Origin of the sequence: Cellulosimicrobium sp. JZ28, assembly GCF_015327065.1 — a bacterium.
GTDB classification, from domain to species: domain Bacteria; phylum Actinomycetota; class Actinomycetes; order Actinomycetales; family Cellulomonadaceae; genus Cellulosimicrobium; species Cellulosimicrobium funkei.
Genome location: NZ_CP017660.1, coordinates 1,902,599 through 1,929,322, shown reverse-complemented (window position 1 = coordinate 1,929,322; position 26,724 = coordinate 1,902,599). Strand labels below are relative to the sequence as shown.

At 74.7% G+C, this 26,724-nt stretch carries 23 protein-coding genes; 17 read left to right on the top strand and 6 right to left on the bottom strand.

Annotation, left to right across the window (positions count from 1 at the left end; translation table 11 throughout):
• Positions 1-58: 58 nt before the first annotated feature.
• Positions 59-1,432: a M20/M25/M40 family metallo-hydrolase gene (locus BJP59_RS08880; RefSeq protein WP_194522749.1), complete on the top strand. Its 1,374-nt coding sequence runs from the start codon at positions 59-61 to the stop codon at positions 1,430-1,432.
• A gap of 18 nt (positions 1,433-1,450) precedes the next feature.
• Here BJP59_RS08880 and BJP59_RS08875 read toward each other — a convergent pair whose 3' ends face one another.
• Together BJP59_RS08875 and BJP59_RS08870 are read right to left on the bottom strand one after the other, a co-directional pair.
• The gene (locus tag BJP59_RS08875) at positions 1,451-2,299 is read right to left on the bottom strand and encodes a fructosamine kinase family protein (protein WP_194522748.1); all 849 of its coding nucleotides are present in this window, start codon (positions 2,297-2,299) and stop codon (positions 1,451-1,453) included.
• A gap of 24 nt (positions 2,300-2,323) precedes the next feature.
• The gene (locus BJP59_RS08870) at positions 2,324-2,557 is read right to left on the bottom strand and encodes a DUF5703 family protein (protein ID WP_009861400.1); all 234 of its coding nucleotides are present in this window, start codon (positions 2,555-2,557) and stop codon (positions 2,324-2,326) included.
• A 101-nt stretch (positions 2,558-2,658) separates the two neighbouring features.
• Between BJP59_RS08870 and BJP59_RS08865 the strand changes: the two genes are divergently transcribed.
• A complete protein-coding gene (locus BJP59_RS08865; protein ID WP_034651396.1) occupies positions 2,659-2,970 on the top strand; it encodes a hypothetical protein in 312 nt (103 codons plus the stop codon).
• Positions 2,971-3,001: 31 nt separating this feature from the next.
• On the opposite strand, the gene BJP59_RS08860 is transcribed toward BJP59_RS08865, so the two are convergent.
• Positions 3,002-3,970, bottom strand: coding sequence for an aldo/keto reductase (locus BJP59_RS08860; RefSeq protein ID WP_194522747.1), 969 nt, complete (start codon positions 3,968-3,970; stop codon positions 3,002-3,004).
• Between the two features lie 141 nt (positions 3,971-4,111).
• Here BJP59_RS08860 and BJP59_RS08855 point away from each other — a divergent pair, with 141 nt between their 5' ends.
• Positions 4,112-4,987: an undecaprenyl-diphosphate phosphatase gene (locus BJP59_RS08855; protein WP_021482775.1), complete on the top strand. Its 876-nt coding sequence runs from the start codon at positions 4,112-4,114 to the stop codon at positions 4,985-4,987.
• A 16-nt stretch (positions 4,988-5,003) separates the two neighbouring features.
• On the opposite strand, the gene BJP59_RS08850 is transcribed toward BJP59_RS08855, so the two are convergent.
• Positions 5,004-6,068 (bottom strand): magnesium and cobalt transport protein CorA, encoded by a 1,065-nt coding sequence (locus tag BJP59_RS08850; protein ID WP_194522746.1) that lies wholly within the window; start codon positions 6,066-6,068, stop codon positions 5,004-5,006.
• Between the two features lie 119 nt (positions 6,069-6,187).
• On the opposite strand from BJP59_RS08850, the gene mshC reads away from it, so the two are divergent.
• The gene (gene mshC / locus BJP59_RS08845; RefSeq protein ID WP_194522745.1) at positions 6,188-7,462 is read left to right on the top strand and encodes a cysteine--1-D-myo-inosityl 2-amino-2-deoxy-alpha-D-glucopyranoside ligase; all 1,275 of its coding nucleotides are present in this window, start codon (positions 6,188-6,190) and stop codon (positions 7,460-7,462) included.
• A 46-nt stretch (positions 7,463-7,508) separates the two neighbouring features.
• Here the strand turns inward: mshC and BJP59_RS08840 are convergent, their stop codons facing one another.
• Positions 7,509-8,375: a PAC2 family protein gene (locus BJP59_RS08840; protein WP_021482086.1), complete on the bottom strand. Its 867-nt coding sequence runs from the start codon at positions 8,373-8,375 to the stop codon at positions 7,509-7,511.
• 63 nt (positions 8,376-8,438) lie between these two features.
• Positions 8,439-10,361, bottom strand: coding sequence for an alpha/beta hydrolase domain-containing protein (locus BJP59_RS08835; RefSeq protein WP_194522744.1), 1,923 nt, complete (start codon positions 10,359-10,361; stop codon positions 8,439-8,441).
• A gap of 284 nt (positions 10,362-10,645) precedes the next feature.
• Between BJP59_RS08835 and BJP59_RS08830 the strand changes: the two genes are divergently transcribed.
• The 13 genes from BJP59_RS08830 to BJP59_RS08770 all read left to right on the top strand — a co-directional run bounded on the left by BJP59_RS08830 (position 10,646) and on the right by BJP59_RS08770 (position 26,711).
• A complete protein-coding gene (locus BJP59_RS08830; protein ID WP_228485355.1) occupies positions 10,646-11,326 on the top strand; it encodes an HAD family hydrolase in 681 nt (226 codons plus the stop codon).
• A gap of 71 nt (positions 11,327-11,397) precedes the next feature.
• Positions 11,398-12,576 (top strand): site-2 protease family protein, encoded by a 1,179-nt coding sequence (locus tag BJP59_RS08825; RefSeq protein WP_228485354.1) that lies wholly within the window; start codon positions 11,398-11,400, stop codon positions 12,574-12,576.
• A gap of 206 nt (positions 12,577-12,782) precedes the next feature.
• Entirely contained in the window at positions 12,783-13,814 is a 1,032-nt protein-coding gene (locus BJP59_RS08820) for a tRNA (adenine-N1)-methyltransferase (protein ID WP_228485415.1), read from the top strand.
• A 180-nt stretch (positions 13,815-13,994) separates the two neighbouring features.
• On the top strand, positions 13,995-15,653 hold the full coding sequence (gene arc / locus BJP59_RS08815) for a proteasome ATPase (protein ID WP_171467940.1): 1,659 nt from the start codon (positions 13,995-13,997) through the stop codon (positions 15,651-15,653).
• An 86-nt stretch (positions 15,654-15,739) separates the two neighbouring features.
• Complete coding sequence (gene dop, locus BJP59_RS08810) at positions 15,740-17,377, top strand: depupylase/deamidase Dop (RefSeq protein ID WP_194523000.1); 1,638 nt, start codon at positions 15,740-15,742, stop codon at positions 17,375-17,377.
• A 150-nt stretch (positions 17,378-17,527) separates the two neighbouring features.
• On the top strand, positions 17,528-17,728 hold the full coding sequence (locus BJP59_RS08805; protein ID WP_021479766.1) for a ubiquitin-like protein Pup: 201 nt from the start codon (positions 17,528-17,530) through the stop codon (positions 17,726-17,728).
• A gap of 19 nt (positions 17,729-17,747) precedes the next feature.
• Positions 17,748-18,671, top strand: a complete 924-nt coding sequence (gene prcB / locus BJP59_RS08800) for a proteasome subunit beta (RefSeq protein WP_021479767.1) — start codon at positions 17,748-17,750, stop codon at positions 18,669-18,671.
• The gene (gene prcA / locus BJP59_RS08795; RefSeq protein ID WP_086150502.1) at positions 18,668-19,444 is read left to right on the top strand and encodes a proteasome subunit alpha; all 777 of its coding nucleotides are present in this window, start codon (positions 18,668-18,670) and stop codon (positions 19,442-19,444) included. The genes prcB and prcA overlap by 4 nt, the downstream gene beginning before the upstream one ends.
• Before the next feature lie 6 nt (positions 19,445-19,450).
• Positions 19,451-20,812, top strand: coding sequence for a Pup--protein ligase (gene pafA, locus BJP59_RS08790; RefSeq protein ID WP_194522741.1), 1,362 nt, complete (start codon positions 19,451-19,453; stop codon positions 20,810-20,812).
• Positions 20,813-20,825: 13 nt separating this feature from the next.
• Positions 20,826-21,896 carry an FKBP-type peptidyl-prolyl cis-trans isomerase gene (locus BJP59_RS08785; protein ID WP_228485353.1) on the top strand — a complete coding sequence of 357 codons (1,071 nt, stop codon included), beginning with the start codon at positions 20,826-20,828 and terminating at the stop codon, positions 21,894-21,896.
• The gene (hisF, locus tag BJP59_RS08780; protein ID WP_043651192.1) at positions 21,893-22,663 is read left to right on the top strand and encodes an imidazole glycerol phosphate synthase subunit HisF; all 771 of its coding nucleotides are present in this window, start codon (positions 21,893-21,895) and stop codon (positions 22,661-22,663) included. The genes BJP59_RS08785 and hisF overlap by 4 nt, the downstream gene beginning before the upstream one ends.
• Positions 22,664-22,914: 251 nt before the next feature.
• Complete coding sequence (locus tag BJP59_RS08775; RefSeq protein WP_194522998.1) at positions 22,915-24,822, top strand: ABC transporter ATP-binding protein; 1,908 nt, start codon at positions 22,915-22,917, stop codon at positions 24,820-24,822.
• Entirely contained in the window at positions 24,819-26,711 is a 1,893-nt protein-coding gene (locus tag BJP59_RS08770; protein WP_194522740.1) for an ABC transporter ATP-binding protein, read from the top strand. The genes BJP59_RS08775 and BJP59_RS08770 overlap by 4 nt, the downstream gene beginning before the upstream one ends.
• Positions 26,712-26,724: the final 13 nt, after the last annotated feature.

Below are 26,724 nucleotides of genomic sequence, written 5' to 3'. Positions count from 1 at the left end.
TACGGGCGGTCGGGCGGGGCGGTCCGCACGCCCGACGGCGACGGGTAGCGTGTCGCTCATGACCGCTCCGCACCCGGACTCCCTGGCCAGCGCCCCCGCGGCGACCGACGCGACCCCCGGCGCGGTGCCCCGCGCCGAGGACGAGGTCGTGCGGATCTGCCGCGAGCTGCTGCGCATCGACACGTCGAACTTCGGCGACGGGTCGGGCCCGGGGGAGCGGGCCGCCGCGGAGTACGTCATGGGGCTGCTGCACGAGGTCGGGCTCGAGCCGGAGCTGTTCGAGTCGGAGCCCGGCCGGGCGAGCGTCGTCGTGCGGCTCGAGGGCGCGGACCCGACGCGACCGGCGCTCGTGCTCCACGGCCACCTCGACGTCGTCCCCGCGCAGGCGGAGGACTGGTCGGTGGACCCGTTCGCGGGCGAGGAGATCGACGGCCTGCTGTGGGGGCGCGGCGCCGTCGACATGAAGGACATGGACGCGATGATCCTCGCTGTCGTGCGCCAGATGGTGCGCGAGGGCCGCAAGCCCGCGCGCGACGTCGTCGTCGCGTTCTTCGCGGACGAGGAGGCGGGCGGCGCCTACGGGGCGCGCTACGCCGTCGACCACCGGCCCGAGCTGTTCGAGGGCGCGACCGAGGCGATCAGCGAGGTCGGCGGGTTCTCGGTCGAGGTCGGGGGACGGCGGGCCTACCTGCTCCAGACGGCGGAGAAGGGCATCGCCTGGCTGCGCCTCGTCGCGGAGGGCCGCGCCGGGCACGGGTCGCAGGTGAACGACGACAACGCGGTGACGCGGCTCGCCGAGGCGGTCGCGCGCATCGGGACGCACCACTGGCCGAACACGCTCACGCCGACGGTCGACAAGCTGCTGCGCGGCGTCGCGGACCTCACGGGCCTGCGGTACGACCCCGAGGACTCCCGGTCGATCGAGGCCCTCGTGGCCGCGCTGGGCCCGGCGTCGCGGTTCGTCGGCGCCACGGTGCGGCACACGTCGAACCCGACGCAGCTCTCCGCGGGCTACAAGGCGAACGTCATCCCCGGTCGCGCCGAGGCGGCGATCGACGCGCGCCTCCTGCCGGGCCACGAGGAGGACGGGTTCGCGACGCTCCGCGCGCTCGCGGGCGAGCACGTGCGGGTCGAGGAGATCCACCGCGACATCGCGCTCGAGGTGCCGTTCGCGGGCGACCTGGTGGACGCCATGGTGGACTCGCTGCTCGCGGAGGACCCGGAGGCGACGGTGCTGCCGTACACGCTGTCGGGCGGCACGGACAACAAGTCGCTCGCCCGGCTCGGGATCACGGGCTACGGCTTCGCGCCGCTGCGCCTGCCCGCCGACCTCGACTTCTCCGGCATGTTCCACGGCGTGGACGAGCGCGTGCCCGTCGACTCGCTGCGGTTCGGCGTGCGCGTCCTGGACCGGCTCCTGCGCACCTGCTGACCGGCGGGCGTCGCGCGGTCAGGTCTCGCCGAGCAGCGCCCGGACGGAGGAGCGCAGCTGCGCGCGGTACCCGCCGCCGAACAGCACCGCGTGCACCGCGACCGGGTACACCTGGTGCAGCGCGACGCGGTGGCGCCACCCGCGCGCGAGCGGGTGCGCGGCGTCGTACGCGGCGAGGATCTCGTCGAGGAACGGCGCGCCGAACAGCGCGAGCATCGCGAGGTCGGCCTCGCGGTGCCCGCCGTGCGCGGCCGGGTCGATGAGCACCGCCTCGACCGCGCCCGCCGTGCCGCCCGTGCGGTCGTCCGGCCCACCGCCCCCGCGTGGCGCCCACAGCACGTTGCCCGACCAGAGGTCGCCGTGCACGCGCGCCGGCGCGTCGTCGAGCGCGGGGCGGGCGAGGTCGGGCAGGCGCGCGGCGAGGCGGTCGAGGAGCCGCGCGTCCTCGGCGTCGAGCGCACCCCGGTCGCGGCCCTGCCGCGCGACCGGCAGGAGGCGCGCCTCGGCGTAGAAGGTCGGCCAGTCCGGCCACGCACCCGTGGGCAGCGGCAGCGGGTCGTCGAGCGGGCCGAAGAACGCCTCACCCGACCACCCGGGCGGGGCCGCGCCCCAGGCCGGCGCCCCGGCGTCGTGCACGACGGCGAGCGCCCGCCCGAACACGCGGGCCGCCTCGCGGGTCGGCGCGGTCGTCGGCACGCGCTCCAGGTCGAGGTGGTCGGGGCCGACGTCGAGCACGCGGGCGACGCGCGGCCCGCCCGGGACGGCGAGCCACGCCAGCCCGGCGGCCTCGCAGCGGAAGAACCCTGCCGGCGCCGCGGCGCGCGACTTCGTGAAGACGGCCGGCGCCGCCTCGTGCTCGCCGCTCACCGGGCCGCTCTCACCGGATCGTGCTCACAGCGTCGAGCTGACCCGGATGATCTTGCGCCGCAGCCAGACCCGGCGCTCGCCCCCGACGTACAGCCGGGTGCGGGCCAGCTCCCAGCGCCCGTACTCCGCCTCGTCGGTGAGGAGCCTGCTCGCGTCCGACCGGCTCGTGGAGCGGTCGATCGTCAGGACGCGGTACTCGTACTGCCCGCCGTGCGCGGCCCATCCGGACCTCCGGCGTGACGTCGGCCTCTCCTCCACGTGCCACCGTCCTCTCTCGCCTGTCTCGGTCGCGGGCCGGGTGGTGGGACCGACCCGGCCAACGAGTGCCATTGTGCCCCTCTCGGCGCTACGGTCAGGGTATGACCGCTGACCCGCGTGCCGCGCTCGACCGGTTCATCGCCGCGCTCGAAGCCCACTACAACGCCGTCGCCGCACGTCGCGGGGAGGACGACCCCGCGGTCGACGACGCCTACTACGTCCTCGGGGACGCCTTCGAGGTGTACGACGAGGCGCTGGGACAGGTGCACGGGGAGGCGACGCCGTTCTACCTCGCGGAGGAGGACGACGACGAGGACGACGAGGACGACGACGCGGAGGAGGACGACGACCTCGACGACACGCTCGACGACGACGTCCTCTCCGGCGAGCTCGAGACCGACGGCGCGCGCTGAGCCGCCCGAGGTCGCCGAGGGAGGGGCGGGGTCACCACCTCTCGGGGTAGCCGACGTCGAGCGCGCTCACGTCGTCGAGCGCCGCGCGCACGGCGTCGGGCAGCACGAGGTCGGTCGCGGCGAGCGACGTGCGCAGCTGCGCAGGGGTGCGCGCACCGACGACCGCGCTCGCGACGGCGGGGCGCCCCAGGAGCCAGGACAGCGCGACGTCGAGCGGCGCGCGGCCCAGGCCCTCCGCGGCGGTCACGACGGCCTCGACGATCCTTGACGACGCGTGGTCGAGGTACGGCTCGACGAACGCGGCGAGGTGCGGGGACGCGCCGCGCGAGTCGGCGGGGAGCGAGCGCCGGTACTTGCCGGTGAGGACGCCGCGACCGAGCGGGGACCACGCGAGCAGGCCCAGGCCCAGCGACCCGGCGGCCGGGACGACCTCGCGCTCGGCGCCGCGCTGGAGCAGCGAGTACTCGAGCTGGACGGCGGCGAGGCCGACGTCGTCGGTCCCGCCGAGCAGGGTCGCGGCCCGCGCCGTCGCCCATCCCGGGTGGTTGGACAGCCCGACGTAGCGCGCGCGCCCGGACGTCACCGCGTGGCGCAGCGCCGACAGCGTCTCGGTGAACGGCGTGCGCGGGTCGGGCGCGTGCACGAGGAACAGGTCGACGTGGTCGGTGCCCAGGCGCGCGAGCGAGTCGTCGAGCGAGTCGAGGAGCGCACCGCGGGACGCGTCGACCACGGGGCCCGACGGCGTGTGGCGCACCCCCGCCTTGGTGCACAGCAGGACGTCGCGCCGGTCGACCTTCGCCCCGAGGAGCGACCCCAGGAGCGACTCGGCGTCGCCGTCGGCGTAGGAGGCGGCCGTGTCCACGAGGGTGCCGCCGGCGTCCACGAAGTCCCGCAGCTGCTCGGCCGCGTCGAGCTCGTCCGTGTCCCGGGCCCACGTCATGGTGCCGAGCCCGAGCTCGGACACGCGCAGGCCGGTGCTGCCGAGGTGGCGGTTCTCCATGGTTGCCGAGGGTACCGGCGGGGGCCCGCGGGCGACCGTCGGGGCGCGCGGTCGGGGACCTGGTCGGGCCAGGTTCACCCGCTCGGCCTCGGGCCCGCACGTGCGCGGCTGCCGCGCCCCGAGCGGGTATCGTGACCGCTCGTGAACGCGTGGGAAGCCGTCCTCCTCGGCCTCGTCCAGGGCCTGACCGAGTTCCTCCCGATCTCGTCGAGCGCCCACCTGCGCATCGTCGGCGAGCTGATCGGGTCGCAGGACCCGGGTGCCGCCTTCACAGCGATCACGCAGATCGGGACCGAGACGGCGGTGCTGCTGTACTTCCGGCGGGACATCGCGCGCATCTGCGCCGCGTGGTGGCGCTCGGTGCGCGGCGACCACGGCACGGACTGGCGGGCGCGGCTCGGCCGGCACGACCACGACGCCGCGATGGCCTGGTACATCGCGCTCGGCTCGGTGCCCATCGTGCTGCTCGGCCTGCTGTTCCAGGACGCGATCGAGAACACGTTCCGGAACCTCTACCTGACGGCGCTCATGCTCGCGGTGTTCGCGCTCCTGCTCGGCTGGGCCGACCGCATCGGCGCCAAGCGCCGCACGCTGCGCGAGCTCTCGGCCGGGCAGGCGGTCGCGTTCGGCTTCGCGCAGGCGCTCGCGCTCGTCCCCGGTGTCTCGCGCTCGGGCGGCACGATCACCGCCGGCCTGCTCATGGGCTTCACGCGCGAGGCGGCGGCGCGCTACTCGTTCCTCCTCGCGATCCCGGCCGTCATGGGCTCGGGCTTCTACCAGCTCTTCAAGTCCGCGGACGAGCCGGCACCCGGGGCCCCCGGCGCCGGGGCGACCCTCATCGCGACGCTCGTCGCGTTCGTCGTCGGGTACTTCGTCATCATCGCGTTCCTCAAGATCGTCTCGACCTTCAGCTACACGCCGTTCGTGGTCTACCGCCTCGTGCTCGCGGCGCTCGTCGTGCTGCTCCTGCTCGTCGGCGTGCTGGAGCCGGGCGGGACGGCCGTCTCGACGCCGTGACCCTCTCGGGCCGCGGTCAGAGCCAGCCGACGCGCTTGAAGACGCGGTAGAGCACGACGCAGCCGCCCGCCATGAGGGCGAGCGCGAAGGGGTAGCCGAACGCCCAGTGCAGCTCCGGCATGTTGCGGAAGTTCATCCCGTACACGCCCGCGACGATCGTCGGGTACACGAGGATCGCCGCCCACGCCGAGATCTTGCGCATGTCCTCGTTCTGCCGCACCGAGACCTGGGTCATGTGGACCTGGAGCATGTCCGAGAGCAGGTCGTCGTGCGCGTCGAGGTGCCGGTCGATCCGTTCGACCGTCGTCACGACGCGCTCGAGCATGCGCCGGTTCACCCCGAGGTGGTCGGGGACGTCCGGGTCGAGGAGCTCGGGCAGCTCCGCCGTGACGGGCATGAGGGCGCGCCGCGCCTCGGTGATCTCGCGCTTGAGGTCGTAGATGCGCTCGACCGGGTCCTCTCGCTGCTGGTCGAACACCACGCGCTCGGTGTCGGCGACGGCGTCGCCCAGGCCCAGCTCGACCTGCGAGGCGCCGCCGACGATGGCGAGGACCGCGGCGGAGACGATCCGCTGGACCGGCGAGCCGTGGGGGTCGCCGGGCGCGGCGACCTTGTCGAGCATGATCGCGTGCACGTCCGCGTCGCCCTCCTCGGCGGTGAGGACGAGGCCCGGGCCGAGCAGCGCGGCGAACTGGCCCGTGTGCACCTGGCGGTCCGACTCGGTGAACCATGCCGTCGGGGTCACCAGGAGGAGCCAGTCCGCCGCGACCCGGCGCACGTGCGCCAAGGGGTGGCGGTTGTGCCGCGCGAGGTCCTGCCGCGTCGGGCCCACCCCGGTCGTGACCTGGGCCGCGGCGTCGAGCACGGCGTCGAGGTCCTCCAGACGCGCCCAGGTCACCGTGGCGCGGGCGGCGTGCCGGTCGCCGGGCGTGTCCAGGGTGCCGGGATCGGCCGGGTGCACGCCGTCGGCGCCGGGCTCGACCGTCCACGCCGCGACGGCGCGCACGGTCGGTCGTCGGGGCGCGGGGGCGGGCGCGCCGTCGGGCGGGGTGCCCGTTTGCGGCTCGGTGGGGTTCGTCACGTCCGCATTGTCCCGCGCCCCGCACGGACCTGCCCGGTCGCCGTCGGGCGCGGCTCCGCGCGTCGCTCGCGTGCCGGACGGCGGTCCGACGGCGGCGCCCCGGCGGCTAAGGTTGACGCGTGCACAGCTGGCCCGCCCCGCAGATCCCCGAGCTCCCCGGACGAGGCCTCCCGGTCCGGGTGCACGACTCGTCGACCCGTGAGCTCGTCGTCGCCGCCGCGGGCGAGGACGCCACCCTGTACGTGTGCGGCATCACGCCCTACGACGCGACGCACATCGGCCACGCGGCCACCTACGTCGCGTTCGACCTGCTCGTGCGCGCGTGGACGGACGCCGGGCACCGCGTGCGCTACGCGTCGAACGTCACCGACGTCGACGACCCGCTGCTGGAGCGTGCCGCCGCGACCGGCGTCGACTGGCGCGCGCTCGCCGTCGAGCAGACCGCGCTGTTCGCCGAGGACATGACGGCGCTCGGCGTCGTCCCGCCCGACGTCTACGAGGGCGCGGTGGAGACGATCCCCGCCGTCGTGGACGCGGTGACCCAGCTCCTCGACGCGGGCCTCGCGTACCGCGTCCCGGTCGAGCCCGGCGCCGGGGGTACGGACCCCGGGCTGGGCGACGTCTACGCCGACCTCTCGGCCGACCGCGCGTTCGGCTCGGTCTCACGCCTCGCGCGCGACGTCATGGAGCACCTCTTCGCCGAGCGCGGCGGCGACCCCGACCGCGAGGGCAAGAAGGACGCGCTCGACCCGCTGCTGTGGCGCCGCGAACGCCCGGGCGAGCCCGCGTGGGACGGCGGCGCGCTCGGCACCGGCCGCCCCGGCTGGCACGTGGAGTGCACGGTCATCTCCCGCGACGGGCTCGGCCTGCCGTTCGACGTGCAGGGCGGGGGAGCAGACCTCCTGTTCCCGCACCACGAGATGTCGTCCTCGCACGACCGCATGCTCACCGGCGGCGGTGCGCCTCGCGCGCACGTGCACGCCGGCCTCGTCGCGTACGAGGGCGAGAAGATGAGCAAGTCGCGCGGCAACCTCGTGCTCGTGTCGAACCTGCGGGCCATGGGCGTCGACCCGATGGCGATCCGCCTCGCGCTGCTCGCGCACCACTACGGCGGCGAGTGGGAGTGGACCGACGACGACCTGCCCGCGGGCGTACGACGTCTCGAGACGTGGCGCGACGCAGTGTCCGGCAACGGTGGCCCGGACGCGACCGCGACGCTCGCGGCCGTGCGCGCCGCGCTCGCCGACGACCTCGACGCCCCGACGGCGCTCGCCGCCGTGGACGCCTGGGCCGCGGAGTCGCTGCGCCCCGGTCGTGACACCTCGCGCGACGAGGAGGGCGCCCCGGGCGTCGTCGCGCGCGCGGTGAACGCCCTGCTGGGCGTCCGGCTCTGACGAGCCGCCCCGCGCTGACACCGCCGCCCGCGAGGCGGGCCGTGCGTCAGACGGTCGGGCCCTTGCCCGGGTTGCCGCGGTCGCGGCGGCGCAGGTAGCGCTCGAACTCGCGCGCGATGGCCTCGCCGCTCGCCTCGGGGAGCTCGGCCGTGTCCTTCGCCTCCTCGAGCTGCTGGACGTACTCCGCGATCTCCGCGTCCTCCGCGGCGAGCTCGTCGACGCCGTGCTGCCACGCCTCGGCGTCCTCCGGCAGGTCGCCCAGCGGGATCGGCTCGGACAGCAGCTCCTCGATGCGCGCGAGGATCGCGAGCGTCGCCTTGGGCGACGGCGGGTGCGCCACGTAGTGCGGCACGGCCGCCCAGAGCGACACCGACTGCATCCCGCGCTCGGCCGCGGCGTGCTGGAGGACGCCGACGATGCCCGTCGGGCCCTCGTACGTGCTCGGCTCGACGTCGAGCACGGCCTGCAGACCCACGCTCTCCGACGTCGCCGTCATGGGGATCGGCCGCGTGTGCGGCACGTCCGCGAGCAGCGCGCCGAGCGTGACGACCGTGCGCACGCCGTGCTCCTCCGCGACGTCGAGCAGCTCGCGGCAGTACCGGCGCCAGCGCATGGACGGCTCGATGCCGTGCACGAGCACCACGCGGCGACCCGTCGGCGACAGGACCGCCGACGCGATCGTCGTCGTGGGCCACGTGATCTCGCGGCGGCCGTCGTCGTCCGTCGTGACGACCGGGCGGTTCACCTGGAAGTCGTGGTACTCCTCCGGGTCCAGCTCGTCGACGTCCTCGGCGCCCCACACCTCGTGCAGGTGCTGGAGGGCGGCCGTGGCGGCGCTCCCGGCGTCGTTCCAGCCCTCGAACGCCGCGATCATCACGGTCTGGCGGGTGCCCTCGGTCGCGTTCTCGGTCATCACCCCAGCCTATGCGGCCGGGCCCGGCGGCGTCGGGGCGGGTTCGCGCCCGGCGTAGCCGCCTCAGCCGCAGTCGAGCGCCGGGTAGGCGACGTCGTCCGACGACGACCGCCCGTCTCCCGTGGCCGTCACCCGCGCGCTGCCCGCGTCGAGCGTGGCCGAGCGCGCCGAGAACGACTGGTACGCGGACGCGCCGGGTGCGACGCCCGCCACGGTGCGCTCGCCGAACGGCGTGCTCAGCGTGACGTCCGCGGGCACCGCGCCGTCGTTCGTCGCGCGGACCGCGACGTACGCCCGCCCGGCAAGGCACCGCGGGACGGCGGTCGCGGAGACGTCGGGGCCGTCGAGGGCGGCGGACAGCGCGAGGACGCCGAGCACGGCCGTGGTCGAGCGCACGACGTTCGCCGACGCGCCGGCGTCCTCGATCGCCGTGGAGCCGAGAGCGAGCGCCTCCTGGACCAGGGTCTGCGCCGCGTCCCAGTCACGCCGGTCCGCGGCCTCGAGCGCGCGCCGCATCCGGACCTGCACCTGCGCCCCGGCCTCCGGCTCGACCGTGCCCGCGGCGACGCGCTCGTCGACGAGGTCGACGACGTCGGTGTACCAGGAGGGGTCGGCCGCGACGTCGGCATCCACGAAGCCCGCCTCCACCGCGGCACGGGTCGACGCGACGACGGCGTCGCGGTAGTCCTCGGCGTCCGGGTACCAGGCCGCGAGCGTGGCGTCGTCCACCGGGCGCGAGCCGCCGTCGAGGAAGCAGAACCCGGGCCCGGCGTTGGCGCCGGAGTTGATCCGCGTCGGGACCTCCTGCTGCGCGAGCCGGACGCCGCCCAGGCCCAGGCCGCGCTCGTCGCGCACCACCTGGCGCGGCGCCTGGTCGGACAGCGTGATGGGGGCCGCCGACGGCGGGGTGGTCCCGTCCGCGACCCACGCGGCCACGTGGTCGTACACCGACGCCTGGACCAGGTGCTGGGGCACGCGGGAGCCGGACGGCTCCTCGCACGTCTGCGGCGTCCGGGGGTAACCGCCGGGCGCGGAGCCGACGTCGCGGATCCGCAGCCGCCCGTAGTCGGTGATGAGCTTCCAGTCGCCGTGCGACGCGCCCGCGACCTCCCACGTGCGCCGCACGTCGGTGTCGGGCTGGCGCTGCGCCGCCCCGAGGAGGTCGATCGCGACGTCGGTCTCGCTGTTGATCTTGAACACCGGCGTCTCGAGGCCGTCGCGCAGCAGCCCGCCCCCGCCGTGCAGCACGACGGCGTCGACGACCCCCGCGAGCGGGTCGACCGAGTTCACGTACGACCACAGCCGCCCCGCCGACTGCGAGTGCCCGGTCGCGACGACGCGCTCCGCCTCGAGCGGACCGAGCGGCGCCGTGCCCGCGGGATCGCGGACCGCGGCCACGGCCTGGCTGAAGACGTCCCACGAGAGGGTGTCGTCGGTCACGGTGCCGCCGTCGGTGAGGTCGAGCGTGCCGTAGCGCTCGGGGCTCCAGGCCCGCAGGCCGGTGGGCGAGTGCACGCCCGCCCGCTGCGCCGACACCCCGACCCACGCGTAGCCCTCGCGCACCAGGTGCTCGTGCGTCTGGAACCAGTCGACCTCCTGGTCCCACTGGTTCGAGACGTTGTACCACTCGGCGATCACCGTGCCGTTGAACGTCGCGGGGTCGACGGGCCGGCGCACCACGACGCGGGTGCGGAACGCGTGCCCGGTGCTGAGGACCGTCGCGTCCGTCACGCCGTCCGCCAGGTAGCGGGTCGCCTCGCCCTCGACGAAGAACTCCTCCTCGACGTAGCCGCGCGCGGCCAGGTCGTAGTCGGTCGCGAGGAAGGGGTACCCGTGGGCAGGGTCGCCGGGCGCCGTCGTCGTGGGCACGGGGCCGGTCACCACGGGATCGGGGACGGCGGCGTTCGCGGGGAGCGTGGTCCCGGCGAGCACGAGCACCCCGGCGAGGGCGAGCGCGAGCGGGCGGCGGACGGGGGGTGCGGACATGGCGACTCCTTCGTCGGGCCCGACGGCGGTGGCGGGCGCTCAGCAGCCTAGGGAAGCCGCACGCTTCTGTCGACCGGCGCGCGAGTTCGGGAGCGGTGTCGCCAGAAGCCGTCGCGCGCCACCGCACGCCGAGAACGGCGGCGCGCGCTCGCGGCGGAGCCGCCCGGTTAGGGTCGAGGGTGCAGGGGTTCGTCGCACGACCATTGATGGAGACCGCTTTGCCTTCTCGTCCTGACAGCACGTCCGCAGGTCAGCGCTCTGCCGAGCGTCCCGAGGTCCCCGCGTTGCCCGAGGCCGTCCTGTGGGACATGGACGGGACGCTCGTCGACACCGAGCCCTACTGGATCGCGGCGGAGCACGAGCTCGTCTCCGCGCACGGCGGCACGTGGACGCACGAGGACGCGATGTCGCTCGTCGGGAACCCGCTGCGCGAGTCGGCGCGCATCCTGCGCGAGCGCGGCGGCGTCGACCTGCCGGTGGACGAGATCGTCGCGTTCCTCATCGGGCGCGTGATCGAGCAGGTGCGGGTCGAGGTGCCGTGGCAGCCCGGCGCGCGCGAGCTCCTCACGGCGCTGCGCGAGGCGGGCGTGCCGTGCGCGCTCGTCACGATGTCCTACCGCGAGCTCGCCCAGCCCGTCGCCGAGATGGCGCCGCCGGACGCGTTCCAGGTGCTGGTCTGCGGCGACGAGGTCGAGCGCGGCAAGCCCGACCCGGAGCCCTACCTCCTCGCCGCGCAGCGCCTGGGCGTCGACGTCACGCGCTGCGTCGCGATCGAGGACTCGCCCGCGGGCATCGCCTCGGCCCGCGCCGCGGGGGCCGCGACGCTGGGCGTCGAGGCCGTGGTCCCGGTGCTCCCGGCGCCGGGCCTCAGCCGGACGCCGTCGCTCGAGCTCGTCGACGTCGCGCTCCTGTCGCGGCTCGTCGCGGGCGACGTCGTCGACCTCATGGAGGACGACGCCGCCTGAGGCGCCCGGACGGCCTGCCCGACGGTGCGCGGGCCGTCGGGACGGACCCGCCGAGCGCATAGGCTCTCAGGGTGGACGGACCCGAAACTCGAGCACCCCGCACGCCCGCACCGGCAGGCCCGCGCACGAAGGGCTGGGTGATCGGCCGCGTCGTCGGCGCACCGGTGATCCTCACGCCGTCGTGGTTCCTCGCCGCGGCGATCCTCACGGTCCTGTTCGCGCCGACGGTGCAGCGGCTCGCCCCGCACCTCGGCCCCGAGATCTACCTCGTGTCGTTCGCGTTCGTGCTGCTGCTGTTCGCGTCCGTCTTCCTGCACGAGGTCGCGCACGCGCTCGTCGCGCGCGCCCGGGGCCAGCACGTGACCGAGCTCGCGGTGACGCTCTGGGGCGGCCACACGGCGTACTCCGGGACGTCGGCGCGCCCGCTCGACGGCTTCCTCATCTCGGTCGTCGGCCCGCTGACCAACCTGGCGCTCGCGGTCGTGTTCTGGGTGACGTTCCAGGCGCAGCCGACCTTCTCCGTGCCCGCCCTCCTGCTGTACGCGGCCGCGTTCTCCAACGCGTTCGTCGGCTTCTTCAACCTCCTGCCCGGCCTCCCGCTCGACGGCGGCCAGATCCTCGAGTCCGCCGTGTGGGCCGCGACCGGGTCGCGGACGAAGGGCACGGTCGCAGCGGGATGGGTCGGGCGCGCGGTCGCCGTCGGGGTCGTCGCGTGGGCGCTCATCTGGCCGCTGACCTACGGCGGACGGCCGGACCTGTGGACCGTCGCCTGGGCGGCGCTCATCGGGGCGTTCCTGTGGAGCGGTGCGGGGCAGGCCATCACCGTCGGGCGCACCCGCGAGGCGGTGTCCGGGCTCACCGTCCGCAGCCTCGCGCGCCCCGCGGTCGCTGTGCCGTCCACGGCGACGGTCGGCGCGGTCGGGCGCTCGGTGGCGCTCGCGGGCGGTCCGCACGTGGTGGCCGTCCTGGTGGACGGCGCAGGCAGGCCCCTCGGGTACGTGGACCACGTCGCGGCGTCGGCCGTGCCGCCGGACGCCGCCGAGACGACCCCGGTCGGCGCCGTCGCCGTGCCGCTGCCTGGGACCGCGACGATCGACGCCCACAGCGCGGGGCAGGACATGCTCGCCGAGCTCTCGCGCGTCGGGCGGGACGCGGCGGTCGTCGTCGTGACCGACGGCGGCCGCATCGTCGGCGCGCTCGAGGTCGCCCGGGTCGTCGCGGCGCTGCGGGACGCCCGACGCGGGCGGTGACCGGCGCGCCGTCCGCGCGCGCGACCGACCGGCGTCGGGCGCGGGGCGGGCGGCCCGTAGGATGGTCGCCCGTGACCTCCGAGCCCGCCACCACGCCCGGCCACCCGACCCCGCAGCCCGGTGGGGACGGCGCAGCCGCCCCCGCGCACGGCACGTCCGACCGCCCCGGTGCGACGGGCGCGGACGAGCGCCGCGGCCCGCTCCGCGTGGGGGACAAGGTCCAGCTCACGGACCCGCGCGGTCGCCTGCACACCATCACGCTCGCGCCGGGCGCGACGTTCCACACGCACAAGGGCTACCTGCGGCACGACGACCTCATCGGCCGGCCCGAGGGCAGCGTCGTGCGCAACACCGCCGAGATCGAGTACCTCGCGATGCGCCCGCTCCTCGCGGACTACGTGCTCTCGATGCCCCGCGGCGCGGCGGTCGTCTACCCGAAGGACGCCGGCCAGATCGTCGCGATGGCGGACATCTTCCCGGGCGCGCGCGTCGTCGAGGCGGGCGTCGGGTCGGGCGCGCTGACGATGTCGCTGCTGCGCGCCGTCGGTGACGCGGGCGAGCTCCACTCGATCGAGCGGCGCGAGGACTTCGCCGCGATCGCGCGCGGCAACGTCGAGACGTTCTTCGGTGGCGAGCACCCGGCCTGGACCCTCTCTGTGGGCGACCTCGCCGACGTCCTACCGACCGTCGCCGAGGACGGCACGGTCGACCGCGTCGTGCTCGACATGCTCGCGCCCTGGGAGAACCTCGACGTCGTCGCGCGCGCGCTCGTGCCCGGCGGCGTCCTCGTGTGCTACGTCGCCACGACGACCCAGCTCTCGCGTCTCGCGGAGGACCTGCGGGCCGACGGCCGCTACGCGGAGCCCGTCGCGTGGGAGTCGATGGTGCGCGGCTGGCACCTCGAGGGTCTCGCGGTGCGGCCGCAGCACCGCATGATCGGGCACACCGGGTTCCTGCTCACCGCACGGCGCCTCGCGGACGGCGTCGCGCCGCCCGAGCGCAAGCGCCGCCCGGCCAAGGGCGCGTACCCGACCGACGCGGAGCAGTGGTCGCCCGAGGAGCTGGGCGAGCGCCCGGTCTCCGAGAAGAAGATCCGGCGCGTGCGGCGCGACGTCGGCCAGGGCCCCGAGCAGACGACCGGTCCGGGCGCCGAGCAGAGCACGGACCGTGGCGCGGAGCACGGCGTGCAGCAGGGCGCGGACGAGGCCGGCGGGGCGCCCGACGTGTCGGGCGCGTGACGGTCCGGTAACGATCGGGGCGCCGCCGTCTCACCCTGGGTGTCGTCCGTGTGCACGGGCGAGACTTGTGCCTAAGGTCTACACCCGACCGCCGGACGATGGTCGGCACGGGCGCCTCGCGAGGCCCGTCGTCCGCCGTCCACCCGTGGTCGGGCGAGCCGGCGGCGAGAGGGACACCCGATGAGCGAGACATTCGGCCGTAGCGACCAGGCCCCGCAGGACGGCGCGCGCGAGCTCGCGCTGCTGTCCGCGAAGAACGAGAGGCTCGCCGAGGCGCTGCGCGCGGCCCGGGACCAGATCCTCGACCTCAAGCGGCAGATCGACGACCTCGCCAAGCCCCCGGGGACGTACGCGGTGTTCCTCGCCGCGCACCCGGACGGGTCGGTCGACGTGTCCGCCGCCGGGCGCAAGATGCACGTCGGCGCGAGCCCCACCCTCGACGTCCAGCGCCTGCGCCCGGGGCAGGAGGTCAAGCTCAACGAGGCGATGACCGTCGTCGCCGCGGGCGGCTACGAGCGCACGGGCGAGATCGTCACGGTCAAGGAGATCCTCGACGCCGACCGCGTGCTCGTCGTCGGCCGGGCCGACGAGGAGCGGGTCGTGCGGCTCGCCGGGTCGGTGGCGCGCACGACGCTCCGCGTCGGCGACTCGCTCACCATCGACACGCGCAGCGGCTTCGTGTTCGAGGTCATCCCGAAGTCCGAGGTCGAGGAGCTCGTCCTCGAAGAGGTGCCGGACATCGAGTACGAGGACATCGGCGGTCTCGGGCCCCAGATCGAGCAGATCCGCGACGCCGTCGAGCTGCCGTTCACGCACCCCGACCTTTTCCGCGAGCACGGTCTGCACCCGCCTAAGGGCGTCCTGCTGTACGGGCCGCCCGGGTGCGGCAAGACGCTCATCGCCAAGGCCGTCGCCAACTCGCTCGCGCACACCGTGGCGCGGGCGCGCGGCGAGCAGGTGGAGGACGGCTCGGGCGCGGCGCGCAGCTACTTCCTCAACGTCAAGGGCCCCGAGCTGCTCAACAAGTACGTGGGCGAGACCGAGCGGCACATCCGGCTGATCTTCGCCCGCGCTCGGGAGAAGGCGTCGCAGGGGACGCCCGTCGTCGTGTTCTTCGACGAGATGGAGTCGCTGTTCCGCACCCGCGGGACGGGCCTGTCGTCGGACGTCGAGACGACGATCGTGCCCCAGCTCCTCGCCGAGATCGACGGCGTCGAGCGGCTGGACAACGTCATCGTCATCGGGGCGTCGAACCGCGAGGACATGATCGACCCTGCCATCCTGCGGCCCGGGCGCCTCGACGTGAAGATCAAGATCGAGCGGCCCGACGCCGAGGGCGCCAAGGAGATCTTCGCCAAGTACCTCACGGAGGACCTGCCGATCCACGCGGCCGACCTCGCCGAGCACGGCGGCAACCAGCGCGAGGCCCTCGACGCGATGATCCGCTCGGTCGTGGAGCGCATGTACTCCGAGGAGGAGGAGAACCAGTTCCTCGAGGTCACCTACGCCAGCGGCGACAAGGAGATCCTGTACTTCAAGGACTTCAACTCGGGCGCGATGATCCAGAACGTCGTGGACCGGGCGAAGAAGTCGGCGATCAAGGACCTCCTCGCCACGGGACAGCGCGGCATCCGCGTCGACCACCTGCTCGCCGCGTGCGTCGACGAGTTCAAGGAGAACGAGGACCTGCCGAACACCACCAACCCCGACGACTGGGCGCGCATCAGCGGGAAGAAGGGCGAGCGCATCGTCTTCATCCGCACGATCGTCCAGAAGAAGGGCGAGGGCGGCTCGCCGCGCACCATCGACACGGTCACCAACACCGGCCAGTACCTGTAGCGGGGCGCGGTCGCTCCGCCCCGTGGACGGCGCGGCGCGGCGTCGGAGGGCGGACATAGGGTGAGCGCGTGAGCGTACGACGGGTCATGGGGATCGAGACGGAGTACGGCGTCCTGCAGCCGGGGAAGCCGATGGCGAACCCGATGCTCATGTCGAGCCAGGTCGTCACCACGTACCGGGCGCTCGCCGCGCGCAGCGACGGCGCCCGGGGCCGGGCGCGCTGGGACTACGACGACGAGGACCCGCTGCAGGACGCGCGGGGGTTCCACGTGCCGCGCGCGTCGGCGCACCCGTCCCTCCTCACGGACGACCCGTCGCGCCCCGCGCCGTCGGGGCCGGTCGACCGGACGGCGGAGGGCGGCGCCGCCGGGGCCTCCCTCCAGGAGGTCGCGAGACCGACGACGGAGGAGTACGACGACCCGAGCGCGGCGAACGTCATCCTCACCAACGGCGCCCGGCTCTACGTCGACCACGCGCACCCCGAGTACTCCTCGCCCGAGGTCACGGTGCCGCACGACGTCGTGTGCTGGGACGTCGCGGGGGAGCGGGTCATGCTCGCCGCGTCGCGCGAGCTGGCCCAGGTGCCGGGCGGCGGCGTCGTGCTCTACAAGAACAACGTCGACGGCAAGGGCGCGAGCTACGGCACCCACGAGAACTTCCTCGTCGACCGCGAGGTGCCGTTCGGCGTCCTCGTGGAGATGCTCACGCCGTTCCTCGTGACCCGGCAGGTGTTCGCCGGCTCGGGGCGCGTGGGGCTCGGCCCGGCGGGGGAGGAGCACGGGTTCCAGATCTCCCAGCGCGCCGACTACGTCGAGGCGGAGGTCGGGCTGGAGACGACGCTGCGCCGCCCCATCGTCAACACGCGCGACGAGCCGCACGCGGACCGGCAGCGCTGGCGCCGGCTGCACCTCATCATCGGCGACGCGAACATGTTCGAGACCGCGACCTACCTCAAGACGGGCACGACGTCGCTCGTGCTCTTCGTCGTCGAGCACCTGGAGAAGCTCGGCCCGGACGTGCGCGCCCGCCTGGCCGGGCTGCGCCTCGCGGACCCGGTCGCGGACGTCCAGCGCGTGAGCCGTGACCTCGAGCTGACGCGTCGCCTCGCCCTCGCCGACGGGCGCGAGCTGACGGCGCTCGAGGTCCAGCGCGAGTACCTGGAGGTCGCCGCCGACGCGGCGGAGCGCCTCGCGGGACCGGACGGGGTCGACGCCCCGACGCGCGACGTGCTCGCGCGGTGGCGCTCGGTGCTCGACCGCCTGGCGACCGACCGCGACGCGTGCGGGCGCGACGTCGAGTGGGTCGCGAAGCTCCGGCTCCTCGACCGCCTGCGCGAGCGCGACGGCCTCGACTGGGGCCACTCGCGCCTCGCGGCGATGGACCTCCAGTGGTCCGACGTGCGGCCCGAGCGCGGCATCTACCACCGCCTCCTCGCCGCCGACGCCGTGGACCGCGTGGTCACCGAGCGCGAGGTCGGCGCGGCGGTGCACCACGCGCCCGAGGACACGCGCGCGTTCTTCCGCGGCGAGGTCATGGCGCGCTACGGCGACGAGGTCTCCGCGGCGAGCTGGGACTCGGTGATCTTCGACGTGCCGGGCGCGCCGTCGCTCCAGCGCGTCCCGATGATGGACCCGCTGCGCGGGACGCGCGCCCACATCGGGGCGCTGCTCGACGCGAGCCCGGACGCCGCCGCGCTGCTGGCGGGTCTGGCAGGCCCGTCGTGACCGGCGGCGACTAGGCTGGACGCACGACGGCGCCCGCCCTCCGTGGGAGGGGCGCCGCGTGCGAGCAGGGCCGGGAAGGGCGCGAGCCCGGACGGGGTTGGAACGGACAGAGCGTCGGCGCGAGGCCGGCCGACGGACGAGGAGGCAGCCATGGCGGGTACCGAACGCACGCACGCGTCGCACGAGGACCGGCGTCCCGACGACGAGCCCGAGGCCCCGGCGACCCCGGTCGCGCCGCAGGCGCAGTCGCGCGACGCCGAGGTGGACGCGCTCCTCGAGGAGATCGACGAGGTCCTGGAGACGAACGCGGAGTCCTTCGTCCGGGGCTTCGTGCAGAAGGGCGGCGAGTAGGAAGGGTGACGGCAACCCGATGAGCACGGACCAGCCCGGGCGCCTGCCCGACGCGTTCACGACCCCTGGGTCGTCGTCCTTCCTGGACTTCCTGTCGGGGCACGCCCCCGACCTGCTGCCGTCGCACCGCGCGGCCGGGCACGCGGCGACCGGCACGGTGCCCGACGCTCCGCACGCCACGACGATCGTGGCGCTGACGTTCGGCGCCGAGGGCGTGGGCGCGGGCGTCGTGATGGCGGGGGACCGCCGCGCGACGATGGGCTCGATGATCGCGAACCGGGAGATCGAGAAGGTCTTCCCGGCCGACGAGTACTCGGCCGTGGGCATCGCCGGGACGGCGGGGATCGCCGTCGAGCTCGTGCGCCTGTTCCAGCTCGAGCTCGAGCACTACGAGAAGATCGAGGGCGCGCTGCTCTCGCTCGACGGCAAGGCGAACCGCCTGTCGACGATGATCCGGCAGAACCTCGGCCTCGCCATGCAGGGCCTCGCGGTCGTGCCGCTCTTCGCCGGGTTCGACCTCGACCGCGGTGCCGGCCGGATCTTCTCGTACGACGTCACGGGCGGGCGGTACGAGGAGCGGGCGTACCACTCGGTGGGATCGGGCTCGGTCTTCGCGCGCGGCTCCCTGAAGAAGCTGTGGCGCACCGGTCTCGACCGGGCGGCCTCCGTGCGCGTCGCGGTCGAGGCGCTCTACGACGCGGCGGACGACGACTCGGCCACCGGCGGCCCGGACCCGGTCCGCCGCATCTGGCCGGTGGTCGCGGTCGTCACGGCCGACGGCTACGAGCGCGTGCCGGACGACGAGCTCGCGGCGGTCGTCGAGCAGATCGTGGCGGAGCGCTCCGGGGCGGGCGTGGAGCGCGGGCGTCCCCCGGTGACCAACGCCGAGGCCGTCCCGCACGACCGCCCGCAGGACGGCCCGACCGGAGGTGACGACGCGTGAACATGCCTTTCTACGTCTCGCCCGAGCAGCTGATGAAGGACCGGGCGGACTTCGCGCGCAAGGGCATCGCGCGCGGCCGGTCCGTCGTGGTCCTCGCCTACGAGGACGGCATCGCGTTCGCGACGGAGAACCCGTCGCGGGCCCTGCACAAGATCTCGGAGATCTACGACCGCATCGCGTTCGCCGCGGTGGGCAAGTACAACGAGTTCGAGAACCTGCGCGTCGCCGGGGTGCGGTACGCGGACCTGCGCGGCTACTCCTACGACCGCACGGACGTCAACGCGCGCGGTCTCGCGAACGCGTACGCCCAGACGCTCGGCACGGTGTTCACCACGGAGTCGAAGCCGCTCGAGGTCGAGCTCGTCGTCGCGGAGGTCGGTCGCACGGCGGAGCAGGACCAGCTCTACCGCATCTCCTACGACGGCTCCGTCGCCGACGAGCAGGGCGTGGTCGTCATGGGCGGCCAGGCCGACCAGCTCGGTCGCGTGCTCCAGGACGCGTGGCGGCCCGGTCTCGGGCTCGCCGAGGTGCTGCGCCTGGCGGTGCACGCGCTCGCGTCCGGCGGCGAGGGGGACGACACCCGCACCATCCCGGCCGCGCAGCTCGAGGTGGCCGTCCTGGACCGCACCCGGCCCCGACGCGCGTTCCGCCGTCTCACGGGCTCCGTCCTCGAGGGCCTCCTCGCGGACGACGACGCGGCGACCACCACCGACGGGACCGCCGAGGGCGCGCCCGACGACACGACGGGCACCGGCCCGACGGACGAGGGGTAGCGCCGCATGGACCGCAGGATCTTCGGGCTGGAGACCGAGTACGGCGTGACGTGCGCGTCCGACGACGGCCGCGGCCTCTCGGCGGACGAGGTCGCGCGGTACCTGTTCCGCAAGGTGGTCGCCTGGGGCCGCTCGTCGAACGTGTTCCTGCGCAACGGCTCGCGGCTGTACCTGGACGTCGGCTCGCACCCCGAGTACGCGACGGCGGAGTGCGACGACGTCCGTCAGCTCGTCGCGTACGACCGCGGCGGCGAGCGGATCCTCGAGGGCCTCGTCGCGGACGCGCAGCAGCGGCTCGAGCACGAGGGACTGCCCGGCCGGATCCACCTGTTCAAGAACAACACGGACTCGGCGGGCAACTCGTACGGCTGCCACGAGAACTACCTCGTGCGACGCCAGGGCGACTTCGCGCGCCTCTCGGACGTCCTCGTGCCGTTCCTCATCACGCGCCAGGTGCTCACGGGCGCCGGCAAGGTCCTCGCGACGCCGCGCGGCGCCGTGTACTGCCTGTCCCAGCGCGCCGACCACATCTGGGAGGCGGTGTCGAGCGCGACGACCAGGTCGCGCCCGATCATCAACACGCGCGACGAGCCGCACGCCGACGCCGAGAGCTACCGGCGCCTGCACATCATCGTCGGCGACTCCTCGATGGCGGAGACGACGACCATGCTCAAGGTCGGCTCGACCGACCTCATCCTGCGCATGGTCGAGGCAGGGGTCCCCATGCGGGACCTGGCGCTCGAGAACCCCATCCGGTCGATCCGCGAGATCAGCCACGACATGACGGGCAAGCAGCCCGTCCAGCTCGCGAGCGGCCGGACGGTCACCGCGATCGACCTCCAGGGCGAGTACCTCCAGCGCGTGCGCGAGTTCGTCGAGCAGGACGTCGCGCCGACGCCCGTCGTCAAGCAGGTGCTCGACCTGTGGGAGCGCGGGCTGCGCGCCCTCGAGACGGGCGACCTCTCGCTCGTCGACCGCGAGCTGGACTGGGTCATCAAGTACCGCCTGATCCAGCGCTACCAGGCCAAGCACGGTCTCGAGCTCGACGACCCGCGGATCGCGCGCCTCGACCTCGCCTACCACGACATCTCGCGCACCGAGGGGCTGTACAACCTGCTCGCGGCGCGCGGCATGGTCGAGCGGGTCACCACAGACCTCGAGGTGTTCGAGTCGACGGCCGTGCCGCCGCAGACCACGCGCGCCAAGCTGCGCGGCGACTTCGTGCGCGCCGCGCAGGAGGCCCGCCGCGACTACACGGTGGACTGGGTGCACCTCAAGCTCAACGACCAGGCGCAGCGCACCGTGCTGTGCAAGGACCCGTTCCGGAACGTCGACGAGCGCGTGGAGCGCCTCATCGAGTCGATGTGATGCAGGACGTGATGTGACGAACCTGGCCCTCGCGGCCGGGCGCCCTCCGGGCGTCCGGCGCGCTCGTCGTGCGCCCGCGTCCCGGGCCGCGCTCGTGCTGCTCGTGGCGCTCCTCGCGGCGCTCGTGCTCGGTGCGTGCACGGAGCCGGAGGACGCGACGGAAACGCCGCTCAACACCGACCTCACGGTCGCCGGGTCGTCCGGCGCCCCGCCCGCGCTGGAGTACCGCGCGCCGCTCGACGTGCCGGACGCGCGGTCGGAGGTGGTGTGGCCGGGCGCCGGGGCGGAGCTCGTCGACGGCGGCCCGCTGCTGCTCAACCTCTACGCGGAGGACCTGCGCGACGGCACCGTCCTGCAGAACACGTACACGGACGCGCCGCGCTGGCGCACGCTGACCGACGAGTCCGTCGGCCGCGAGCTGCGCGACCTCCTGCGGGGGCAGCGCGTGGGGGCGCGCCTGCTGCGCCTCGAGGTGGACGACGGCGTTCCCGTCGCCCTGGTCGTCGACGTCCTGCCGACGCGCGCGTCCGGGGAGCCGGTGGAGCCGGTCGAGGGCCTGCCCACGGTGACGCTCGACGAGCAGGGCGCACCGAGCGTGACCGTCCCGTCGGAGACCGCGGCGCCAGCGGGCCTCGTGGTGCAGCCGCTCGTCCGCGGCGACGGGCGCCAGGTCGAGGTCGGTCAGGTGGTCACCGTCCGGTACTCGGGCGTGCGCTGGTCCGACGGCGAGGTCTTCGACTCGACGTGGACGGACGGCGCGGCGCCCCTGTCGGTGATGATCGGCATCGGCGAGGTCATCGAGGGGTGGGAGCAGGGGCTCCTCGAGCAGTCGGTAGGGAGCCAGGTGCTGCTCGTCGTGCCGCCCGACCTCGCCTACGGCGCCACCGCCAACCCGCTGGCCGGCGAGACGCTCGTCTACGTCGTCGACATCCTCGACGCCCAGTTCCCCGTGACCGAGGAGAGCGCGGGCGACACCGGCACGGCCGACGACACAGCCGGCACCGACACCGGCACCGACACTACCGGCACGGCCGGCACCGACACGACCGGCGGAGCGCCGGCCGACCGAGGAGACTCCCCATGACCGTCGCGATCCGCGTGATCCCTTGCCTCGACGTCGACGCGGGGCGCGTCGTCAAGGGCGTGAACTTCGAGAACCTGCGCGACGCGGGCGACCCCGTCGAGCTCGCCGCGCGCTACGACACCGAGGGCGCCGACGAGCTGACGTTCCTCGACGTCTCGGCGTCGTCCGGCAACCGGGAGACGACGTACGACGTCGTGCGGCGGACCGCCGAGCAGGTCTTCGTGCCGCTCACCGTCGGTGGCGGGGTCCGCTCGGCGGACGACGTGGACCGTCTCCTGCGCGCGGGCGCGGACAAGGTCGGCGTGAACACGGCGGCGATCGCCCGCCCGGAGCTCATCGCGGAGATCGCGGACCGTTTCGGCAGCCAGGTGCTCGTGCTCTCGGTGGACGCGCGCCGCACGACCGGCGACGTGCGGACGGAGTCCGGCTACGAGGTGACGACCCACGGCGGGCGTCGCGGCACGGGGATCGACGCCGTGGAGTGGGCGTCGCGCGCAGCGGGGCTGGGCGCGGGCGAGATCCTGCTCAACTCGATGGACGCGGACGGCACGACCGCCGGGTTCGACCTCGAGATGCTCGCCGCGGTGCGCTCCGAGGTGCGCGTGCCGCTGATCGCGAGCGGCGGGGCGGGCACGCCCGAGCACTTCGTGGCGGCGGCGCGCGCCGGGGCGGACGCGGTGCTCGCCGCGAGCGTCTTCCACTTCGGCGCCCTCACCGTCGGTCAGGTGAAGGACGCGATGCGGGCCGAGGGCGTGCAGGTGCGCTGACCGGCGCGGACGCCCGGCGGCGGTGTCGGGAGCCCGTGAGAGGATCGGGCCACCCCTGAACGAAAGACGAGGACCGTCCCGTGCCCGGCAGCAGGACGCGCCCCACCGGCGCCGACGCCCCGCCCGCCCCGACCGACCCGCCGGCCACCGCCGCCCGGCACGACCGCCCCCGCGACCGGCTCCCCGCCGAGCCGTCGGTGCGCCGACCGCACGCGCTCACCGGCTCCCGCGTCCGCCGCTCGCTCGCGCTCATGGGGCGCGGCATCCGCGACGAGCCGCGCACGTACGTGCTGGCGATCGGCTCGTCCGCGCTCTTCGGCGCGCTGACCGTCGCCGTGAGCGGCGCGGTCGGCCGGGTCACCGACGAGGTCGTGGTGCCCGCGCTCGCGGGCGATGAGGCTGCGCGCGGCCGCATCTGGGTCGCGGGCCTCGTGCTCGCCGGGATCGCGCTCTCGCTCGCGGTGAGCGTCGCCGCGCGGCGCATCTTCGCGGGCAACGGGTACGCCGCGCTGCAGGCACGCCACCGCACCGCGGTGACCCGCCAGTACCTGCGCCTGCCGATGTCGTGGCACCGCTCGCACCCGGCCGGGCAGCTCCTGTCGAACGCGAACTCCGACGTCGAGGCCGCGACGGGCGTCTTCAACCCGCTGCCGTTCGCGCTGGGCGTCGTCGTCATGATCGGCGTCGCCGCCGTGATGCTCTTCCGGGTGGACGTCTGGCTCGCGTGCGCGGCGCTCGTGGTCATCCCGGTCGCCGTCGCCGTGAACATCGTGTTCCAGCGCTACATGTCGCCCGCCATCACGCGGGCGCAGCAGCTGCGCGCCGAGGTGTCCGACGTCGCGCACGAGAGCTTCGAGGCCGCGCTCCTCGTCACGTCGCTCGGCACCGCGGACCGCGAGGAGCGCCGCTTCGCCGAGCGCACCGACGAGCTGCGCGCCGCGAACGTGCGGGTCGGCGTCGTGCGGGCGTTCTTCGACCCCGTCATCGAGCTCCTGCCGTCGCTCGGCACGCTCCTCGTGCTGGGCGTCGGGACCGTGCGCCTCACCGCGGGCGACGTCGCGCCCGGCGACATCATCACCGCCGCGTACCTCCTGACCGTGATGGCCGTGCCGGTCCGCGCGTTCGGCTGGGTCCTCGGCGAGCTCCCGCGCGCGCTCGTCGGGTACGAGCGCATCAGCCGCGTCGTCGACGCCGGGGGCGTGCTGCGTCCCGGGACGTCGGCCCTGAGCGGGACGGGTGCCGGGCTGGGCGTGCGGCTCGAGGGCGTCGGTGTCGATGTCCGGGCGGGCGGCCGCGAGCTCACGCTGCTCGACGGCGTGGACCTCACCGTGGCGCCGGGGACGACGGTCGCCGTCGTGGGTCCGACGGGCGCCGGCAAGACGACGCTCGTCTCGCTCCTCGCGCGGCTCTCGGACCCGTCGCGCGGGCGCGTGCTCCTCGACGGCACGGACGTGCGCGACGTGCGCGAGGCGGACCTCACGACGCAGGTCGCCCTCGTCGCGCAGCAGGCGTTCGTGTTCGAGGACACCGTGCGCGCGAACGTCACGCTCGTCGACGACGGCGATCCCGGCCCGGACGACGCGGAGGTCTGGGCGGCCCTGCGGCTCGCGCGCGTGGACGACGTCGTCGAGCGGCTCCCGGAGGGCCTCGACGCCCCGCTCGGGGAGCGGGGGGCCAACCTGTCCGGCGGCCAGCGCCAGCGTCTCGCGATCGCGCGCGCGCTCGTCCGGCGTCCGCGCCTGCTCGTCCTCGACGACGCGACGTCGGCCGTCGACCCGCGGGTCGAGCAGGAGATCCTCGCGGGCGTCGCGCGGGGCGGCGACGACCGCCCGACGGTCGTCATGGTCGCCTACCGCATGTCGAGCGTCGCGCTCGCGGACGTCGTCGTGCACGTGGAGTCGGGGCGGGTGGTGGACGTCGGGACGCACGACGAGCTGCTCGCCCGCGATCCCGGGTACCGCGAGCTCGCGACCGCGTACGCGCGCGAGGCGGAGCGCCGGGAGAACGAGCGCGCCGACGCGACGGACGACTCGGTGCGCGACGCGGGCGAGGACGACCAGGTCCGCGACGGTCGCCGGGACGACGACCTCGCGCGCCAGGAGGAGACGGAGGAGGACGACGTCGTGCGGCACGTCGAGACGGGGGCGCTGGAGGAATGACCCGGACCACGACCGAACGACCCGGGCGGTCGACCCGCCGGGGCACGGGCCCCGCCGTCGACGGCGGGGCCGCCGACGTCCGTACCGGCGACGCGCGCATCGCCTCGGCGAGCTCCCTGGGCGTCCTCGCGACGCTGCGTCGCGGCGTGCAGGTCTCGCCGCAGATCCTCGCCGGCATCTGGGTCACGCTCGGCCTCGCCGTCGCCGCGGCGCTGGGCCGGGTCGTCGTGCCCGTGACCGTGCAGCAGACCATCGACACGGGCGTGCTCGCCGACGGCGGTCCGGACACGACGCGCGTCGCGGTGCTCGTGGGCGTCGCCGCCGTGATCCTCGTCGTCGCCGGGCTGTGCTCGGCCCTCGTCAACGTGCGCCTGTTCCGGTCGACCGAGGCCGGCCTCGCCGCGCTGCGCGTACGCGCGTTCCGGCACGTGCACGACCTGTCGGTGCTCACCCAGAACTCCGAGCGGCGCGGGTCGCTCGTCTCGCGCGTCACGAGCGACGTCGACACGATCTCGCTGTTCGTGCAGTGGGGCGGCATCATGCTGCTCGTCTCGGTGCTGCAGATCGGCGTCGCGACGGCGCTCATGGCGGTGTACTCGTGGCAGCTCACGCTCGTGGTGTGGGCGTGCTTCGTGCCGCTGTTCCTCGTCCTGCGCCCCGCGCAGGCGCGGGTCAACGACGCGTACACCCAGGTCCGCGCGCGGGTCGGCGCGATGCTCGGCGCGATCTCGGAGTCCGTCGTCGGCGCGGAGACGATCCGCGCGTACGGCGCCGGGGCCCGGACGGCCCGTCGCGTCGACGCCGCGGTCGACGCGACCCGGCGCGCGATGGTCCGGGCGCAGAAGCTCGTCGCCGTCGTGTTCTCGAGCGGCGTGCTCGTCGCGAACCTGGTGCTCGCGGTCGTCGTGGTCGTCGGGTCGCTGCTCGGCGTGGCGGGCGACATCTCGGTGGGCCAGCTCCTCGCCTTCCTCTTCCTCGTCCAGCTCTTCACCGGCCCCGTCCAGATGGCGACGGAGATCCTCAACGAGCTGCAGAACGCCGTGGCGGGCTGGCGCCGCGTCCTCGCGGTCCTGGAGACGCCGGTCGAGGTCGTCGACAAGGGCCTCGACGGCGTGCGAAGCCCGCGCGGCCCGGCCCACGTGCGTCTGGAGGACGTCCGGTTCGCCTACCCCGACGGGCCCGAGGTGCTGCACGGCGTCGACCTCGACCTCCCGGCGCGTGCCTCGGTCGCCGTCGTCGGCGCGACCGGCTCGGGCAAGACGACGATCGCAAAGCTCGTCACGCGGCTCATGGACCCGACGGGCGGGCGCGTGCTCCTGGACGGCACGGACCTGCGCGACCTGTCCGTGGCGTCCCTGCGCGAGCGCGTCGTGCTCGTGCCCCAGGAGGGCTTCCTGTTCGACGGGACGCTCGCCGACAACGTCGCCTACGGGCTCCGGGGCGTCGCCGAGGAGGAGCCGGCTGCCGCGCGTCGCGCCCGGATCGAGGCGGCCGTCGAGCGGCTCGGCCTCACCGACTGGGTCGCGGACCTGCCGGACGGGCTCGACTCCTCGGTCGGCCAGCGGGGCGAGTCCCTCTCCGCGGGCGAGCGGCAGCTCGTCGCGCTCGTCCGGGCGTACCTGGCCGAGGCGGACCTGCTCGTCCTGGACGAGGCGACGTCCGCCGTCGACCCGGCCACCGAGGTCCGGATCGCACGGGCGCTCGCGTCGCTCACCGCGGGCCGGTCGACGCTGACGATCGCGCACCGCCTCTCCACGGCCGAGGCGGCCGACCTCGTCGTCGTCGTCGACGCCGGGCACGTCGTGGAGGTGGGCCACCACGACGACCTCGCCCGCGCGGGCGGGGTCTACGCCCGCATGCACGACGCCTGGGTCTCCCAGACCCGCTGACCTGCCCGATCGG

Excerpts from the sequence above, each read along its gene's own strand:
- BJP59_RS08880 (WP_194522749.1), top strand. The coding sequence starts at position 59 with ATGACCGCTCCGCACCCGGACTCCCTGGCCAGCGCCCCCGCGGCGACC.
- BJP59_RS08865 (WP_034651396.1), top strand. The coding sequence starts at position 2,659 with ATGACCGCTGACCCGCGTGCCGCGCTCGACCGGTTCATCGCCGCGCTC.
- BJP59_RS08860 (WP_194522747.1), bottom strand. The coding sequence starts at position 3,970 with ATGGAGAACCGCCACCTCGGCAGCACCGGCCTGCGCGTGTCCGAGCTC.
- BJP59_RS08840 (WP_021482086.1), bottom strand. The coding sequence starts at position 8,375 with ATGACCGAGAACGCGACCGAGGGCACCCGCCAGACCGTGATGATCGCG.
- BJP59_RS08835 (WP_194522744.1), bottom strand. The coding sequence starts at position 10,361 with ATGTCCGCACCCCCCGTCCGCCGCCCGCTCGCGCTCGCCCTCGCCGGG.
- arc (WP_171467940.1), top strand. The coding sequence starts at position 13,995 with ATGAGCGAGACATTCGGCCGTAGCGACCAGGCCCCGCAGGACGGCGCG.
- dop (WP_194523000.1), top strand. The coding sequence starts at position 15,740 with ATGGGGATCGAGACGGAGTACGGCGTCCTGCAGCCGGGGAAGCCGATG.
- BJP59_RS08805 (WP_021479766.1), top strand. The coding sequence starts at position 17,528 with ATGGCGGGTACCGAACGCACGCACGCGTCGCACGAGGACCGGCGTCCC.
- prcB (WP_021479767.1), top strand. The coding sequence starts at position 17,748 with ATGAGCACGGACCAGCCCGGGCGCCTGCCCGACGCGTTCACGACCCCT.
- pafA (WP_194522741.1), top strand. The coding sequence starts at position 19,451 with ATGGACCGCAGGATCTTCGGGCTGGAGACCGAGTACGGCGTGACGTGC.
- hisF (WP_043651192.1), top strand. The coding sequence starts at position 21,893 with ATGACCGTCGCGATCCGCGTGATCCCTTGCCTCGACGTCGACGCGGGG.
- BJP59_RS08775 (WP_194522998.1), top strand. The coding sequence starts at position 22,915 with ATGGGGCGCGGCATCCGCGACGAGCCGCGCACGTACGTGCTGGCGATC.
- BJP59_RS08770 (WP_194522740.1), top strand. The coding sequence starts at position 24,819 with ATGACCCGGACCACGACCGAACGACCCGGGCGGTCGACCCGCCGGGGC.